Source organism: Arthrobacter sp. Br18, from assembly GCF_000520555.1.
Taxonomy (GTDB): domain Bacteria; phylum Actinomycetota; class Actinomycetes; order Actinomycetales; family Micrococcaceae; genus Arthrobacter_D.
In genome coordinates, this window is sequence record NZ_KI914871.1 from 3,267 (window position 1) to 20,537 (window position 17,271).

Sequence of the window (17,271 nt, forward strand, 5' to 3'; positions counted from 1 at the left end):
GCGGCTCGCGGCGGCGGCACTGGGAATGAATCTGCTCGCCGTTCCCGCAATGGCCAGCGGAGCGCCGGTGGTTCCCTCCAGCAGCACCACGCAGGATTGGCGGTCCGCCCATGCCTCCGGAAACACTCCAGAGAGTCTGCCCTCAAGTGACGTTGCCGGAGGGAACGCCGCGTCTGAAGCACCCTCGGGCATGGCCGAATCGGCTCCGCACTGGAAACCCCTCCCTGCCCTACCCAGGGGTGGCCTGGTGCTCCGCACCGATACCGCCCGTGCTCCGGAAGCGGTCGGCCAAGGAGTACACGAAGTCGTTGTGAAACCAGGAGACTCCCTGTGGTCCCTCACCGCGGCCCACCTCGGCCCCTTTGCCACTGACCCTGAAATAGCAGCCGTGTGGCCACTGTGGCATGAGGCGAACAGGGACGTCATCGGAGAGGATCCCTCGTTACTCTTCCCCGGCCAGGTTCTCCGGATACCCACCCCTTGAAGTACACGTGAGAGGAACGAAAGATGTCACTGGCTACCCGCCTGCACCCTGTTGAGACCGCGGACCTGACCGTTGTAGGCGGCGTGCCAGGATTGGCACCCTCCGGCCGGGCCCGGCAAACCCGCCAGCACGCCGCATCCGTCGTTCTGCTGTCGACGGCACCTGCGCCACACGCCGCTGCACCCGCATCTGCACTCGACACTGCCACTGCACCCGCCACTGCTACAGCTTCTGCACCCGCTACGACTTCTGCACCGGCCCTCGCCGATGCGCCTGCCACTGCGCCGAATGAACCGCTCGACGCACGCGTCGCGGGAATAGCGCGGGCAGTGGCCCAGGGCGCACTGGAGGTCTTCGGCGGTACCCGTCCCCTGCAGCAGTTGGCGGGGTGGCTGGACGCCGACAGCTACGAACGCCTGCAGCTCCGGGCGAACCTCATCCGCTGTATTGCCGCACAAAAGGGTGGATCGGGCCTGCAGGGACACCCCGCGGCATTCCGCGTGCACCGGAACGTCGTCATCCGGTCGGTCCGGGTGTGCTGTGTCAAGCCTGCCGCATACGAGGCTGCTGTCATCGTCTTCGACCAGAAGAGAGTCCGCGCCGTTGCCCTCCGCATCGAGCAACGACGCGGATCATGGAGGGTCACTGCCCTCGAGATAGGGTGAGGAGCTAGGTCCTCTTCCGCTTGGCCGCAGGCCGCTGGTCGCCCTTTGCCCTGGTGGCCGATTCCTCTGCCCTGCGACGCTCAACGCGGGTCTCGACTTCGCCCTGGGCGTTCGGGGCAGAAAAGTTCAAGCTTGCGGGCCTTTCAGGCGCATCGAGCCCGGCAGCCTTGATGGTGGGTGACTGGACAAGTCCCCGCGCATCCTTGACACCCGGCAGGCCGGTCGTCGCCGGAGCCGTCACCTCGACATCGAGATTGAACAGGTAACCGACGCTCTCCTCCCGGATGGCCTCCATCATCGCCTGAAAGAGCACGAAGCCCTCCCTCTGGTACTCGACCAGCGGATCCCGCTGGGCCATGGCACGCAGTCCGATGCCCTCCTTCAGGTAGTCCATCTCATAGAGATGTTCCTGCCACTTTCTCCCGATCACGGAGAGTACCACCCTGCGCTCGAGCTCACGCATGGTCTGTTGGCCGAGCGCCTGCTCCCTCGCCTCGTAGGCCAGCTTCGCGTCGGAGAGTATCTCGGAATGCAGGAAGTTCCTGGTGATCTTCGATGTGCCGCCGGCTTCCTCGACAACCTCGTCGATGGTCAGGCTGATCGGATAGAGGGTCTTGAGGTTGGTCCACAGCAACTCGTAGTCCCAGTCGTCGCCGTGACCCTCGGCCGTGGCTTCGTCGACCATTGCAGTCACCACATCCTCCAGGAAGAAGCCGACCTTCTCCTGGAGGTCACCGCCCTCGAGAATCCTCCGGCGGTCGCCGTAGATGGCCTCGCGCTGGCGGTTCAGGACGTCGTCGTACTTCAGGACGTTCTTGCGCTGCTCGGCGTTCCGACCCTCGACCTGCCCCTGAGCACTTTCGATGGCCTTGGACACGAGCTTCGATTCAAGAGCGACGTCGTCGGGCATCGTCGAACTGTTCATGATGCGCTGGGCGCCTCCGGAGTTGAAGAGCCGCATCAGGTCATCCGTCAGGGAGAGGTAGAAGCGCGACCGCCCCGGATCGCCCTGCCTGCCCGAACGCCCCCTCAGCTGGTTGTCGATGCGCCGTGACTCATGCCGCTCGGTACCCAGAACGTACAGCCCACCGAGCTGCCGGACCTCCTCCTGCTCGGCCTCCACCGCATGCTTGGCGGCGTCGATCGCGACAGTCCACTGGGCCTCGTACTCTTCGGCGTTCTCGGCGGGATCAAGGCCGCGCTTCTCGAGCTCGGCCACCGCGTTGAACTCCGCGTTGCCTCCCAGCATGATGTCGGTTCCGCGGCCGGCCATGTTGGTTGCGACGGTGACGGAGCCCTTGCGGCCGGCCTGCGCAATGATTGCGGCTTCCCGCGCATGGTTCTTCGCGTTGAGTACCTCGTGACGCACACCTGCCTTCGCGAGCTGCTTCGACAGATACTCACTCTTCTCGACGCTGGTCGTGCCGACGAGGACCGGCTGTCCGCTCCCGTGCCGCTCGACGATGTCCTTCACGACGGCGTCGAACTTCGCCACCTCGTTCTTGTAGATGAGATCGGAGAGGTCCGTGCGCGCCATGTCGCGGTTGGTGGGGATGGGGACGACGCCGAGCTTGTAGGTGGACATGAACTCCGCGGCTTCGGTTTCCGCGGTACCGGTCATACCGGAAAGCTTGTTGTACAGGCGGAAGTAGTTCTGGAGCGTGACCGTGGCCAGGGTCTGGTTCTCGGCTTTGATGTCGACGCCTTCCTTGGCCTCGATCGCCTGGTGCATCCCCTCGTTGTACCGCCGGCCGGCGAGGATACGCCCGGTGTGCTCATCGACGATCATCACTTCGCCGTTGAGGACCACGTAGTCCTTGTCACGCTTGAACAGTTCCTTGGCCTTGATGGCGTTGTTCAGGAATCCGATGAGCGGTGTATTGGCCGACTCGTACAGGTTGGTGATGCCGAGGTAGTCCTCGACTTTCTCGATGCCGTCCTCCAGCACTCCGACAGTGCGCTTTTTCTCATCGACTTCGTAATCGCTGTCGATCGTGAGGCGTTGAACGACCTTGGCGAATTCGTTGTACCAGCGGTTGACATCTCCAGACGCCTGCCCGCTGATGATGAGGGGGGTCCGTGCCTCGTCGATCAGGATGGAGTCGACCTCGTCGACGATCGCGAAGTTGTGGCCGCGCTGCACCAGCTCGTTGGCGCTCCAGGCCATGTTGTCGCGGAGGTAGTCGAATCCGAACTCGTTGTTCGTGCCGTAGGTGATGTCCGCCGCGTACTGCTCGCGGCGCATCGCGGGATCCTGCTTGGACAGGATGCAACCGCTTGTCAGTCCGAGGAAGCGGAACACGCGGCCCATGAGGTCCGACTGGTATTCGGCGAGGTAGTCATTGACCGTGACGATGTGGACGCCCTTGCCGGTCAGCGCATTCAGGTAGGCCGGGGCTGTGGCGACGAGCGTCTTTCCCTCACCGGTTTTCATCTCGGCGATATTGCCCAGGTGCAGCGCTGCCCCGCCCATCAACTGGACGTCGAAGTGCCGCAGCCCGAGGGTGCGGCTCGAGGCTTCCCTGACGGCGGCAAATGCTTCGGGGAGCAGGGAGTCGAGCGACTCCCCGTCTTCATGGCGTTTCTTCAACCGGTCGGTTTCCCCGCGCAGCTCCGCGTCGGACATCCCGCGGAACTCGTCCTCGAGAACATTTATCGCGTCAGCGTAGTTCCGGAGTTTCTTCAGTGTCTTCTTATCGCCGGTACGGAGAACACGTTCAAGAAGTGATGGCACTGGTTTTCGCTCCCAATCTAAGGCTGCCTAAATATGGCGTGTCCAGTCTACGTGCTAGACGCTAACTCTCCCGTTCCAGTTCCCCCGGGCGCTTATGCCGTGTCGACTGCCGACCGCAGGGCGGCGGCGAAATTTCCGGATTCCTCCACCACCAGCTCGCCCAGACCCAACCATGCTGCCATCAACTTCAGCTCCCGGGAGAGTTCGACGGCCGTATCGGCGGGCGCGCCGGGCTCGGCGTGGCTTGACCTCACCAGCAGCCTGCGGGAGGTGCGGTCGGCTTTGAGGTCGACCCTGGCGGCCATGGTCTCCCTGAGGAGGAAGGGCAACACATAGTAGCCATAGCGGCGCTTTCCCGCCGGCGTATAGATCTCGAGGCGATAGTGGAAGCCGAAAAGTGCCTGTAGCCGTGAGCGCTCGAACACCATCGAGTCGAAGGGACTGAGCAGGGCCCTGCCGTTCGCGCGACGAGGAAGGACCGCCGACGACGACAGGAAAACCGGCTTGTTCCACCGGTCCACCTCCACCGGTCGAACGACTCCGCGAGCCTCAAGGGACCGAATTGCGCCGATCGTCTCGCGCATCGGGGTCCGGAAATAGTCAGCGACGCATCGCGCGGAGGCGATGCCCAGGGCGGCCACTGCCCGTTCGGCCAGGACCTCCAGCGCGTACTCCGCGGAAGCGTGGGTATCGGCAAGAGCCGGATGGGGCACCACTGACGATGTCAGCCCGTATTGCCGTTCGAACTGGAGGCTCCGCCCGGCAGCAGTGATCTCTCCCCGCCCGAACAGGTCCTCCAGCACCCGCTTGACGGCGCTCCAGTTCCACCCCCAGCCGGACGTCGGACGAACCTCTTCGTGGCCCAGCCGACGCTGGATCTGGGTCGCGGTGAGGGGCAGCCCGGATTCGAGCAGCGTGAGGATTTTCGGTTCAAGATGACTTCGGAGCTCCTGATCCATTCCCGAAGCGCCCATCCAAATGCGCCGCTGCCAGGGGCGAAGGTAAGGGAACAGGGCCGGATCGATGAAGCTCGCTTCGTGGGCCCAGTACTCCATCAGGCGGCGCGGATGCCTCGAGGACAGTCGATCGAGCACCGCGGTGTCGTAGGTTCCCACCCGCGAGAAGACGGGTAGGTAGTGGGACCGCGACAGCACATTCACCGAATCGATCTGCAGCAGCTGGAGGCGCTGCGTGACCCTGGATACGGCGGCGGACGATGCAGGCCCCTCGATACGGCTTCGGGCGAGTCCCTGCGCATTGAGCGCGATCCGCCGTGCCTGCGACAGGCTCAGCCGGGTGATCACCCGGCGGCACCTTTCTCCGCGCAGGCAATGCGCGGAGAAAGGGTGCTGTCCGATTCGAGCGAGCGCATCAGGCCGAGGTGGCTGCTTCCCTGGCGCGGTAGGCCAGCACTTCCTCGCGGGGCTCCTCGGTGCCCTCGGCGCACTTCGCGTCCAGTGTGATGACACCGTAGTTCCACGCCTGCCGCCGGTACACGACCGAGGGAGCACCCGTGGCGGAGTCGACGAACAGGTAGAAGTCGTGGCCCACCAGCTCCATGTTGTCCACCGCGTCGTCCAGTGTCATCGGCGTTCCGGAAAAAACCTTCCGGCGGATCAGTACCGGCGAGTCTCCCGCCGGAATATCGTCCGGGGATTCATAGGCGTCAGCCGGTACCGGGGCGTTCGCAACAGGCGCCTCTGCGTTGGCGGCCGCCTCCAGGTAGAGCGGCTGCGCGGAGTTTGCAGGCTCAAGATCCGCAGTCGCCTCCCGGACTGCAACGGGGGTGTGCCGTCCGTGATGAATCTTCTTGCGGTCGCGCGCCCGTCGCAGACGCTCGAGAAGCTTGTTGTAGGCGAGGTCGAAAGCGGCGAACTTGTCGGCAGCTGATGCCTCCGCACGAACGACCGGACCCCGGCACAGCACGGTGAGTTCGACGGTCAGGGAGGTGTCCGCCATGCGCGCACTCGGCTCCTTGGTGATCTTTGCATCCACCCTCTGGACCTTGTCCCCGAGCTGCTCGATCTTGTCGATCTTTTCCGTCGCATACTCGCGGAACCGGTCGGATACTGCCAGGTTTCGACCATTGATCACAAATTCCATGGTGCCCTCCACATCGCTAAAGTGATGCAACACCGGCCGGGACCTGAGCCGCCGGTCGCTGTCGACGAGTAACGCTCTTTCTTGTGCTACCCATACTTCACGGTAGTTCACGCAGCATCTTTATTCATCCCTCGCCGCGCCGTTTTTTCCCCTGGTGCGGAGGAACGGACTTCGTGGCAGAGGGTGGCGACGTCGCGGCGATAACTACGGCACCAACCACGTATGCGCCCGCCTCGCGAAGTGCCCGGGTCACCTCGGCCACCGTGGAGCCGGTGGTGAGGACATCATCGATGACGAGGCAGGCTCTCCCCTGCACCCGGGCAACGGTCCTGCTCGGGACGGCCATCGACCCTGCCACCCGGCGCTGCCGCCCTCTGCGCCCCAGCCCTTTCTGGCCGCCCCGGGATCCCATGATTCCGAATGATGCAGCGACCCGACGCCACAGCTCCTGCGACGGCGGACCGGCCGCCATGCCGAGCCACGCAGTCCGCGGACGGACGCCGGCGAAAACACCGGTGCCGGCGGGGAGTTCGCCACGCTTCGACAGGAACTGAAGCACCAGGCCCACCGGATCATATCCGCGCCGCCGGATGGAACCCGGCCTCCCGGGAACAGGCACGAGGAGGTAGTTGCAGGTGATGCCCGCTTCGGCCTCCGCTGCGCATGCAACGTGCAGCGCCCCCGCCAATGCGGCGGCAAGGGGCCTCTCGAGGTCGGTATGGCCATGGTTCTTGAATGCCAGCACCGCGCTCGCAACGGATCCGGCGTAGACCCCCGCCGCTGTGACCGGCAGCGGAACGAACTCTCCGGGTCCGTTCGTCGGCAGAGCGCTCGATCGGAGACCAACGCCCGGGGGAGGAACAATTTCGGGCAGGGACCCAGCGTCGCCTTCAGCGCGGAACGGGTGGACGGTGGCGCGCCGGAAATCCTCAAGGCAGGCGAGGCACAGGGACCGGTCCCAGGCGCCGCAGCGCACACACGCCGTGGGAAGGATCAGAGACCAGAAGCTGCCGACAGCACCGGCGAAAACTCGCCAGGACGGCGCCAGAACAACCCGGTCCATCGCGTCGACCAGCACCGCCTTCACGCTCACCGCCGGGACCATTCTGCAACCCTGGCAGGTCTGCGCGGAGGTTCACCCGGCGGTTCTGCCTTTGTGGACAAGCCCCGATCCGGACGCGGTTGAGCTGTGGGTTCCGGTGCGGGCCTGCACCGGAAGGATCGCCGGTCCCTGTCAACCAGGGAAGGTCAGCCAGGGCAGGCCGAGGAAGCTCAACCGGGGAATGCAGGATCCTGGACGCCCTTTGCGTCCTCGGTCCACGCGCTCCCCAGCCGCCTCACCAGTGAATCTCCGATCTGGGCATAGAAAGCGTCCTCGACGTTGCTGCCGGCGCTGATGTTCACAACGCCGGTGAGGGGGTTCATGAGTGTGCTCGACCCGTTCAGTTCGTAGATCACGGGAGTGGACGTGGCCTCGGCAGAGGAGCCTGAGGCCACGATCGTCGTGTCACCGGCCCACTTGGCTGTGTCGATGTCCCCCTCGATGCTGAGCGTGAGCGGAGTGTTGAGGGACTCCGGCACGCTCTGGGCTGAACGGGTGATGCCGGCGAGGAACACCTCCGTGGCTCCCGCACGCTCGGCCACCACGAGGGCGCGTGCACCGTCGCGCGATACCCGCAGCTCCCGCACCACGCGGTCGGCGAGCCATGGCGCCGGAACGACGACGGCGTTGGCGCTCGTCCCGCCGGGTGGGACGGCCACCACCTCGCTCCCCTGCCCCGCCGCGGCCCCCGGGGCCGCCCGCGCAGTCCAGACCCAGTTGCCCGGATCGAAGCTGGGTGCCGTCAACGCGGTTCCCTCGGCGACGGTTCGAACCTCACTGCCCGGGGCGGTAGCAAGCAGCCTGCCCCCGTCCCCTGACAGGAACGCATAACTGCCGCCGGATATCGACGTGGCCGGATCCTTCGGACTGTAGGAGGCCACGGACGGGAAATTCTCGATGGCAACAGCTGCCCCGTTCCGGAGTGTCACGAGTTCGTTGTGCGACACTGCCACCTGCTCATTGCCCACCGAGGGATCGCGGACCGGAGTCACGAGGTCCGGCTCCGGTTCGTCCAGCGGGATGGGCTGTCCGGCCGTCATCTCCACGCTGGTGACGTCGTTCAACCGGGTGAGATTTATCTGCAGTTGCTGCTGCATCTGTTCCAGACCCAGCTCGGTGGCGTCCTGGAGTACCTCTTCGGACAGTTCGACGGATGCCACGCCGGACCGGATCGGGACTGATTCGCGGGCGAGGGTCACCCCTTCGGGGAAGGCACTGGTGACGGAACCCTGGAGGTATGGAGCGGGGCCCGCGAGCATTGCCTGGACGATCCGCGCCGACACGCCCGTCCGGCGGACGAACCAGCGGACATCCGGCACCCAGTACAGGTAGTTGCCGCTGTAGAAGTACAGCGTGTGGGAGATCATCAGGGCGCGTGCGTTGCTTTCGGTGATCATGATGCCGTCGGGGATCCCACTGATGCGCCACTGCCCGTTGACCTGGACCATCTCAGCGCTGATCGATTCACTGGAGGGCAACAAGGTGTTTGTCCGGACGCCCTGATCGTCGATGGTCCCCGTGGTCTCGAGCTGGATCAGGTAGGGACCTCCCTCTTCACCTTCCCGCTGCACGATCCTCGGATCCGCGCGGAAGACCACGATGCGGCCCTCTGGTTGCCAGGAGGCGGCCAGTTCGGAGGTCAGGTACTGCCGCGCCACGCTGTAGCCGTCCCCGGCGCCCGTGCCCGCGGTGATGAAGTCCTGCAGTATCCTCTCAGGCGCCGCGCCCTCAGAGGGTCCTTCGGGAGAAAACGCCTGCGCCGAGACGCTGTCGTTCTCCGCGGCGGCGGTGATGGTCGTGACAGGACCGCTCGTCGGAATCGATGAGCAGCCGGCGATTGTCAGCAGAACGGCGAGCATCATGGCCGGCGCGCCCCGGGTGGCAGACCTGCTACGGAACTTCATGGCTCTCCTCCTCGAGGAGATGGCCCGCTCGAACCTCAAGCGGAGCATGGTCGGCGGTATCGGGCGGGGCCAACGGCGTCAGGCGGCGCGGCGGCAGCGGCAGCGGTGAAACGTTCACTTCGCTCCCCTGACGCTTCGGGAGTGTCAACCGGAAACAGGAGCCCTCCCCCGGCTCCCCCCACGCCTGGAGCCATGCCCCGTGCAGCCGCGCGTCCTCGGCTGCGATGGACAGCCCGAGACCGCTGCCGCCGGTGGTGCGGGCTCTGGCTGGATCAGCCCGCCAGAACCTGTCAAAAGCCCTGGAAGCCTCCAATGGGGTCATCCCGATCCCGTGATCCCGAACCGCCACGGCGACGGCCTCGGGCCCGGAGGCTATGTGGATGTCGATCGGCCTGCCCTCGCCGTGCTCGAGCGCATTGACGACGAGGTTCCGGAGGATGCGGTCGATCCTCCGCGGATCCACATCCACCACGCAGCTGACCTCCGAGGAGACGATGTTCACAGTGGACCCCGAGTTATCTGCAAGGGGCTCCGTCCCGGCGATCACATGGTGGACGAGCTGGAAGATATCCGTCGGCTCCGCCTCGAGCACTGCCGCGCCGGCGTCGAACCGTGAGATTTCGAGTAGATCCCCGAGCAGGGACTGGAACCGCTCCACCTGGTCGAAGAGGATCTCGGCGGACCTCCGATTGACGGGATCGAAGTCCCTGCGGGCATCGAAAAGTACCTCCGCAGCCATCCTCACCGTCGTCAGGGGGGTCCGCAGCTCGTGCGACACATCCGAGACGAACCGCTGCTGCATCTGGGACAGCTGGGCGAGCTGGGTGATCTGGTCCTGGAGGTTGGCGGCCATGCGGTTGAAGGAAGCCCCGAGCCGCGCCACCTCGTCCTCGCCCCGCACGTCCATCCGCTCCTGCAGCTGGCCCGCCGCAAGCTTCTCCGACACCAGGGCCGCGTGGCTCACCGGTCGCACCACGCTTCGGGTTACGAACCAGGCCACGGCGCCGACGATTGCCAGCAGGACAGTGCCGCCGACCCACAACACCCCGTGGATGTCGTCGAGCGTGGACTGCATGGAGGAGAGATCGTAATAGATGTAGAGCGCATACTCGGTGCGGTCGGGCGGCAGGGCGACCTTCGTTCCGAAGGCGACACCCGGCGCATTCCGCTCACCCGACTGCTGTGACACCGGTATCTCGATCGGCGCCCAGTACTGGTCATCGCCGGCGATGATGGCGTCGGTCATCTCCTGGGGGATGAGCGCCGACGCGGCAGTACCTTCGACGCTTGCCCGCGGCGGAACGAAATAGCCCTGCTGCCCGGGTAACGGCGACAGCAGCCACTGCCTCGGCGCATCCGCCCCGGTGCCGGTCAGGCCCGTGAGCGTATCGAGGGCGAGCCTGTCGGTGGTCTCGCGATCAGTGGCCGGAGTTTCACTGAACACGGTTTCGACGTCGGCCAGCGCGTTGGTCGACTCTTCCTGGAACTGGCCGAACCGCTCCACGTAGAGCGCGCCCGCAACCTGATGGGAAAGGAACCCACCGACTATGGCGAAAGCCACGGAGGTCAAGAGGATCGTCGCCACCACAGTGCGGAACTGCAGGGACCTCCGCCAACGGCGGGCAATGGAGATCCAGGCGGTTCGAACCGGCTCGGACCAGTACCCGGTCCGGGCAGGGCGTTTCGCCGGATCCGCCGGGGTGCTCAAACTACCCTTGACCCGCCTTGTACCCGACACCGCGGACGGTCAGCACAATCTCGGGAGCTTCCGGGTCCTGTTCGATCTTCGAGCGAAGCCTCTGCACATGGACGTTGACAAGCCGTGTGTCCGCGGCGTGGCGGTAGCCCCACACCTGTTCGAGGAGCAACTCGCGAGTAAAAACCTGCCAGGGCTTCCGCGCGAGCGCCACCAGGAGATCGAATTCAAGCGGCGTGAGGGAGACACGCTTCCCCGCGCGGGTCACCGAGTGCCCGGCGACGTCGATACTGACATCGCCGATCTTCAGCGTCTCGGGTGCCTTCAGGTCGCCGGGACGCAGCCGGGCACGCACCCGCGCCACCAGCTCGGCCGGCTTGAAAGGCTTCGGAACGTAATCATCCGCACCGGATTCGAGACCACGCACGACGTCGGACGTGTCGGATTTCGCGGTCAGCATCACAATGGGCAGGTCCGACTCGCTGCGGATCTGCCGGCAGACCTCGATCCCGTCCAGTCCGGGCAACATGAGATCGAGCAGTACCAGGTCGGGTTGGGTCGCTTTGAAAACGCCGAGTGCCGCCGCACCGTCCGCGCAGAAGACGGGATCGAAACCGTCGTTACGCAGCACGATCCCTATCATCTCGGACAGGGCCTCGTCGTCATCTATCACCAGGATTCGAGCCTTCATAGCTCAATAGTCCCGCATCGGGGCCGCAAAGTCCCATTGCCGCGGGCCCAGCGCGCCGCGGCTGCCCCGGCGACCAGTGAACGGACGCAGAGGACCGTCCGCAGATCGGCCGCCTGCTTGTCCTGAAGATGCGGCGGCTGAAACTATAGTTCAAGGTGACACAGGCAGGCTGCGCTCGCTTCCAGGGGGATATCATGGGCACTCATCCGCAGGACGACCCTCCTGAGGATGCCGCCTGGCAGCCTCCGGGCACCCTCCCGTCCCCGTCCGCCGGGCAGGACCCCATGCAGCAGAACCCCAACCAGTGGCCCGGGCAGCAGAATCCCAACCAGTGGGATCGCAACCAGCAGAACCCCAACCAGTGGCCCGGGCAGCAGAATCTGAACCAGTGGGATCGCAACCAGCAGAACCCCAACCAGCGGAACCCGAATCCCGGTTACGCGAACCCGTCCTACGGGAATCCGCCCTACGGACAGCCGCTCCCTACGGGGAGCCAGTGGGGCCAGCCGCCCCGGTGGCCCGGCTACGGCGTGCCGCAGAACGGGCAGAACGGGATGTACCTCGCTCCTCCGAAGCCGGGGGTCATTCCGCTGCGCCCACTCGGCCTGGGGGAAATGCTCGACGGCGCCTTCCAGGCCTGCAGGCGGAACCCGCTGGCCACCTTCGGCAGCGCGATCCTGTTCCAGACCGTGGTGACCGTGCTGACCGTGCTGATGGCCTCGGGGCTTTTCGCGGCACTCGACGAACTGGATCCGGAAACCGGCTCCGCTGAGCAGTTCGGTGGACTGTTGGCATCACTCGCGTCCTTCACCTCCGTCATCACGGTAGTGTCTGCGGCCGGGCTGCTGATCCTGCAGGGGGTCCTCGTGATCCCCGTGGCACGCGCGGTCCTCAACCAGAGAACCGGCTTCGGTCGGATGTGGCGGCTCGGGGCACGCAGGATTCTTCCCCTGATATCGCTGGGGCTGCTCCTCGCGGTACTGGCAGCCGGAGTGCTCGCGATTCTGGTCCTGGTTTCGGTGGGGCTCGCCATCGCCATGGAGGCCTACTCGCTGTGGATCATTATTCCGCTGTTCCTCGGTGTTCTTGCTCTGGGCGTCTGGCTCAGCATCAAACTGGTGGTCGCGCCGGCGGTCCTCATGCTCGAAGGCACGGGTCCGTTCGCCTCCATCAAGCGCTCGTGGGTCCTCACGCGCCGCAACTGGTGGAGGACGTTCGGCATCGTCATCCTGACCAGCATCATCGTATCGATCATCGCCTCGGTCATCTCCGCTCCGCTGGCGTTCCTCGTTCCCCTGATCTTCAGTTTCAGTGATTCCCCGGTCGCCATGGGATCGGACTTCACGGATTCGCTGCCCCTCCTGCTGATCACCCAGGCAGTCACCGCGTTCTTCACCGCCATCGGCTACGCGTTTCAGGCGAGTGTCACGGCGCTGCTCTACATCGACCTGAGGATCCGCCGCGAAGGCTTCGACGTCGTGCTGATGAAGGAGCACGAGCAGGCAGGAAGGGGCACCGGCGATTTCCTGCCCGGCGCATCAGCGCGTTTCGGACACGGATCCTCTCCGGGATCGCAGGAGAGCCCCTGATGGCCGTTCCGGCCCACGTATCCCCTACCCCCGATGGCAGGGAAGCGCGCGAACTCCTTGAGGGAGAACTCGCCAAACCGGTCTACCAGGAAGCCCAGCCGACGCTGCTGGAGCGGGTAATCACCCGCGTGCTGGACTGGCTCGGGGACAGCCTTTCCTCCATGCAGACCCTCGACGCCGGAGTTGGCACGCTCGTCCTGGCAGTGGGTGCCGCCTTGCTGATCATCATCGCCGTGGTGCTGGTTCGGCCGCGGCTCAACGTGCGCCGCACCACCCCCGGGTCAGGTGTCTTCAGCCGAAGCGGCATCCTGACGGCGGCCGAGCACAGGGCGCGTGCCGCGGCAGCGGCTGCGTCCGGAAGATTGGATGCGGCCCTGACCGAGAGTCTGCGGGCGATCATCCGCCGGGCTGAGGAACGGGCCGTCCTCGACGGCCAGCCCGGGCGGACCGCCACCGAAGCCGCACAGCAGCTCGGAAAGGCCTTCCCCGAGCCGTTCCCGGACATCGAGTGGCTGGCCGGGCGCTTCAATGAGGTGCACTACGGCAGTGCCAGGGCCTCAGCCGCGGACCAGCAGCGTGCGGCCGGCCTCGATGCCCTCCTTGAGACAATGCGCCCGGCCTCGGGTCACGCTCCGGCCGCCCCGGCTGCACCCCGATGAGCAGCCCGGTAGCACCTCCCACCGCGCCTGCTCCCCGGAGGAACCCCGGCGTCCCTTCCACCGGAGGGAAGGCCCATGCAGGGGAAGTGATGGGAAACGGCGGCACCGTTCTCGACACCGCCCGGCAGCGGTTCCGGCGCTCCGTACCGTTACTCCTGCTTCTCCTGGTGATCGCCGCGGTCGGAGCCCTGACCCTCGTAACGGGGCCAACGGCGGACACCCGCCCGCTCTCCCCCGGCAATGCGTCCCCCACAGGCTCGCGTGCCCTGATCCAGGTACTCCAGGGGCAGGGGATCGAGGCGGTCCGGCCGAGCTCGTACGAGGAAGCGCGAGCAACCCTGACGCAGGGCAACGCGACCCTCTTCCTTTACGATCCCGACCGGTGGCTCAATGACGATCAGCTCGCCGGGCTGGCCGGCGCATCGGCCCGTACCGTGCTCGCTGCTCCGACCGCGGATCAGTTGGAGGTTCTTGCTCCCGGAGTCAGCGTGATCGGCCCGCTGGTCAGCGCACCGGACGTGGTGGAAGCGCAGTGCGACGACGACGACGCCCGTTCCGCGGGAACCATCACCAGCGGCGGAGACGGCTATTCGGGACCCGTCGAATGCTTTCCGGCAGCAACGGCGGGTCAGGACGCCGTCGGCAGTTCCTACGTGACGACGGCCGACAAGGACATCGCAGTGATCGGAAGTTTGGAGGTCCTCGACAACGGGGGGATCTCCTCTGCGGGCAACGCCGCCCTGGCGCTGCGGGCACTCGGGAGGGAACCGGTGCTTGTCTGGTACCAGCCCACTAGCGCTGACGTCGCCACCACCGGAACACCCGTCGATGCACGGAACCTGCTCCCGGAGTGGGTCAATCCCCTCATGGTGTGGCTCCTCATCTGCTCGGTACTCGCGATCCTCTGGCGCGGCCGGCGCCTGGGGCCCCTGGCGGTGGAGCCGCTCCCCGTCGTCGTCGGTGCTGCCGAAACCGCGGAGGGCCGTGCGAGGCTGTACCAGGATTCGAAGTCGGTGCCGCACGCGGCGGCGAACCTGCGTGCGGCAACGCTGGGCCGGATGGCCGCGCGCCTGAGATTGCCGCGTTCCAGCACGCATGCCCATATTCTCGACGCCGCGGCGGTTCGGACCGGGCGTCCGCGGTCCGACCTCGAGCGGATTGTCGCCAGCATCCCGAACGGCAACCGGGAACTCGTCCAGTTCTCACAGGAACTTCTCGATGTGGAAAAGGAGCTCGATCAGCAATGAACCCGAACAACGGATTGCAGCAGGAACACGCCCCTCCCCGGGAGATCGAGCCGGCACGCCGCGCCCTGCTCGACGTCCGGTCCGAGGTGGGAAAGGCCATCGTGGGCCAGGACGCCGCGGTCACTGGCCTCCTCATTGCGCTGCTCTCGAACGGTCATGTCCTCCTCGAGGGGGTACCCGGTGTCGCGAAGACCCTGCTGGTGAGGACGCTGTCCACCGCCCTCAGCCTCGAAACGAAACGCGTCCAGTTCACGCCCGACCTGATGCCCGGGGACATCACGGGCTCGTTGATCTATGAAGCGCGGACCTCCGAGTTCACGTTCCGGGAGGGGCCGGTCTTCACCAACATCCTGCTGGCGGATGAGATCAACCGGACGCCGCCCAAGACACAGGCCGCACTGCTCGAGGCCATGGAGGAGCGTCAGGTGTCGGTGGATGGGGTGTCGCGGCCTCTCCCCACGCCGTTCATCGTGGCCGCGACGCAGAACCCTGTCGAGTACGAGGGCACCTATCCCCTGCCCGAGGCGCAGCTCGACCGATTCCTGCTCAAGCTGACGCTGCCGCTGCCCGGGCGGGACGACGAGATCGAGGTGATCCGTCGGCACAGCGAAGGGTTCGATCCGCGGAACCTCGAGGCGGCAGGCGTGCGCCCGGTCGCCGGGGCGGAGGATCTCGACTCCGCCCGACGCGCCGTCAGCCGAGTGGCGATCGCCCCTGAGGTCGTGGCGTACATCGTCGATCTCGTGCGGGCGACGCGCGCGTCGCCGTCGTTCCAGCTCGGCGTGTCCCCCCGTGGCGCCACTGCCCTGCTCAGCACCTCGAGGTCGTGGGCGTGGCTGTCGGGGCGGTCGTTCGTGACCCCGGACGACGTCAAGGCACTGACGCTTCCCGCACTGCGGCACCGCGTGGCCATGAGGCCCGAAGCCGAGATGGACGGCGGAAGCGTGGACGACGTGCTGGCAGGAATTCTCGCCACCGTACCGGTACCGCGCTGAGCGGACCACCTCCTGCGTCTCCTCCTACACCGCCAACAGCACCCCGGCGTCCGCGCTCCCTCTCCCTAAGGTCAGGCCATGGTTCTCACCGGCAGGCTCACACTTCTCGCACTGCTCGGCGTCGTGCCCATCCTCGTCTACCCGGGGAGCACTCCGATTCTTCTCTGGCTGCTGCTGCTGGCGGGCGGCGTAGCGGTCGACCTTGCACTCGCCGCTTCGCCGCGGAAGGCGGGAATACGCCGCGACCTGCCGGGCAGTGTGCGCCTCGGTGAGCAGTGCGCTAGCACCCTGGGAATCCGCAACGACAGCTCCCGGGTGCTGAGGGCCACCATCCGCGAGGCGTGGCAGCCTTCGGCCGGCGCCGTCGATCCCGAGCAGAAGCTTCGAGTACCGGCCGGTGAAACGCGGCGGATGGAAATTACGCTGATACCCGAGCGCCGGGGCATCCTCAGTGTTGCTGCCGTGACCATCCGCAGCACGGGCCCGCTCGGCCTGGCTGCACGCCAGATCACGGTGCCGGCACCGGGAAGCCTCCGGGTCCTGCCGCCGTTCCACTCCAAACGGCACCTGCCCTCGAAGCTTCGCCGGCTCCGCGAGCTGGACGGCCGCGCAGCTGTGCAGATCCGGGGCGGTGGTACCGAGTTCGATTCGCTGCGCGACTATGTACGCGGCGACGACGTCCGCTCCATCGACTGGCGTGCCACGGCACGGAAGCGGGACACGGTGGTGCGCACCTGGCGCCCCGAGCGTGACCGGCGGGTGGTGATCGTGCTCGACACCTCCCGCACCTCTGCTGCCCGCATCAACGACGAGCCCCGGCTGGACACCGGCATCGAAGCCGCCCTGCTCCTTGCCGTCCTCGCGCAGCGCGGTGGAGACAAGGTGGATTTCCTCGCGTTCGACCGGCGGCAGCGGGCCCGGGTCGATTCCGCAGCGAAGGGCAACCTGATCAACGCGCTGGTCACCGCCATGGCACCCCTCGAGGCGGAACTCATCGAGGCCGACTGGTCCCGGATCCCCTCCCAGATCCGAGCGGTGTCGGCCCACCGGTCACTGGTCGTGCTGCTGACCTCGCTGGACTCCGGGTCGGTGGAGGAGGGCCTCCTGCCCGTGCTGCCGAGCCTGACGGCGCAGCACGTGGTGGTGGTCGCTTCGGTGCGGGATCCCCGTCTCGAGGAGATGCGATCCGAGCGGTCCACGGTGTCGGACGCCTTCCGCGCCGCCGCCGCCGAGCGCGCACTGCTGGACCGGGAAGCCGTCACGGCACACCTCCGGCTCCTCGGTGCGGAGGTGGTGGATGAAAGCCCCTCCGAGCTTCCCCCGAAGCTCGCCGACGCGTACATCCGGCTCAAGGCAGCGGGGAGGCTCTGATATTCCCCTCCAGCCCGGAGGGAGCCGGGCG

The 17,271-nt window shown here is 66.3% G+C and carries 14 protein-coding genes; 7 read left to right on the forward strand and 7 right to left on the reverse strand.

Annotation, left to right across the window (positions count from 1 at the left end; translation table 11 throughout):
• Both Y704_RS24860 and Y704_RS25290 read left to right on the forward strand, forming a co-directional pair.
• Positions 1-484, forward strand: a 484-nt coding sequence (locus tag Y704_RS24860) for a LysM peptidoglycan-binding domain-containing protein (protein ID WP_343212841.1), incomplete at its 5' end; no start/stop codon positions are given.
• 23 nt (positions 485-507) lie between these two features.
• On the forward strand, positions 508-1,149 hold the full coding sequence (locus Y704_RS25290) for an Rv3235 family protein (protein WP_051476974.1): 642 nt from the start codon (positions 508-510) through the stop codon (positions 1,147-1,149).
• 4 nt (positions 1,150-1,153) lie between these two features.
• Here the strand turns inward: Y704_RS25290 and secA are convergent, their stop codons facing one another.
• From secA to mtrA, 7 genes are all read right to left on the reverse strand, one after another.
• Positions 1,154-3,883: a preprotein translocase subunit SecA gene (gene secA / locus Y704_RS0111695; protein ID WP_026550258.1), complete on the reverse strand. Its 2,730-nt coding sequence runs from the start codon at positions 3,881-3,883 to the stop codon at positions 1,154-1,156.
• Between the two features lie 92 nt (positions 3,884-3,975).
• Positions 3,976-5,187 carry a winged helix-turn-helix domain-containing protein gene (locus Y704_RS0111700; RefSeq protein WP_026550259.1) on the reverse strand — a complete coding sequence of 404 codons (1,212 nt, stop codon included), beginning with the start codon at positions 5,185-5,187 and terminating at the stop codon, positions 3,976-3,978.
• A 67-nt stretch (positions 5,188-5,254) separates the two neighbouring features.
• Entirely contained in the window at positions 5,255-5,986 is a 732-nt protein-coding gene (raiA, locus tag Y704_RS0111705) for a ribosome hibernation-promoting factor, HPF/YfiA family (protein ID WP_026550260.1), read from the reverse strand.
• Between the two features lie 124 nt (positions 5,987-6,110).
• Positions 6,111-7,079: a ComF family protein gene (locus Y704_RS20820; RefSeq protein ID WP_051476975.1), complete on the reverse strand. Its 969-nt coding sequence runs from the start codon at positions 7,077-7,079 to the stop codon at positions 6,111-6,113.
• 179 nt (positions 7,080-7,258) lie between these two features.
• A complete protein-coding gene (locus Y704_RS0111715) occupies positions 7,259-8,992 on the reverse strand; it encodes an LpqB family beta-propeller domain-containing protein (protein WP_026550261.1) in 1,734 nt (577 codons plus the stop codon).
• The gene (gene mtrB / locus Y704_RS20825) at positions 8,979-10,625 is read right to left on the reverse strand and encodes an MtrAB system histidine kinase MtrB (RefSeq protein ID WP_253904311.1); all 1,647 of its coding nucleotides are present in this window, start codon (positions 10,623-10,625) and stop codon (positions 8,979-8,981) included. Before mtrB ends, Y704_RS0111715 begins: the two co-directional genes overlap by 14 nt.
• A 76-nt stretch (positions 10,626-10,701) precedes the next feature.
• Entirely contained in the window at positions 10,702-11,379 is a 678-nt protein-coding gene (gene mtrA, locus Y704_RS0111725) for an MtrAB system response regulator MtrA (RefSeq protein WP_026550262.1), read from the reverse strand.
• A gap of 194 nt (positions 11,380-11,573) precedes the next feature.
• On the opposite strand from mtrA, the gene Y704_RS0111730 reads away from it, so the two are divergent.
• The 5 genes from Y704_RS0111730 (at position 11,574) to Y704_RS0111750 (ending at position 17,240) form a co-directional block, all read left to right on the forward strand.
• Positions 11,574-12,968, forward strand: coding sequence for a DUF7847 domain-containing protein (locus tag Y704_RS0111730; RefSeq protein WP_051476976.1), 1,395 nt, complete (start codon positions 11,574-11,576; stop codon positions 12,966-12,968).
• The gene (locus Y704_RS20830; RefSeq protein WP_051476977.1) at positions 12,968-13,627 is read left to right on the forward strand and encodes a DUF4129 domain-containing protein; all 660 of its coding nucleotides are present in this window, start codon (positions 12,968-12,970) and stop codon (positions 13,625-13,627) included. The genes Y704_RS0111730 and Y704_RS20830 overlap by 1 nt, the downstream gene beginning before the upstream one ends.
• Before the next feature lie 89 nt (positions 13,628-13,716).
• Positions 13,717-14,874 carry a DUF4350 domain-containing protein gene (locus Y704_RS20835; protein ID WP_051476978.1) on the forward strand — a complete coding sequence of 386 codons (1,158 nt, stop codon included), beginning with the start codon at positions 13,717-13,719 and terminating at the stop codon, positions 14,872-14,874.
• The gene (locus tag Y704_RS0111745) at positions 14,871-15,869 is read left to right on the forward strand and encodes an AAA family ATPase (RefSeq protein WP_051476979.1); all 999 of its coding nucleotides are present in this window, start codon (positions 14,871-14,873) and stop codon (positions 15,867-15,869) included. Before Y704_RS20835 ends, Y704_RS0111745 begins: the two co-directional genes overlap by 4 nt.
• A 78-nt stretch (positions 15,870-15,947) precedes the next feature.
• Complete coding sequence (locus Y704_RS0111750; protein WP_026550265.1) at positions 15,948-17,240, forward strand: DUF58 domain-containing protein; 1,293 nt, start codon at positions 15,948-15,950, stop codon at positions 17,238-17,240.
• The last annotated feature ends 31 nt before the right edge of the window (positions 17,241-17,271 follow it).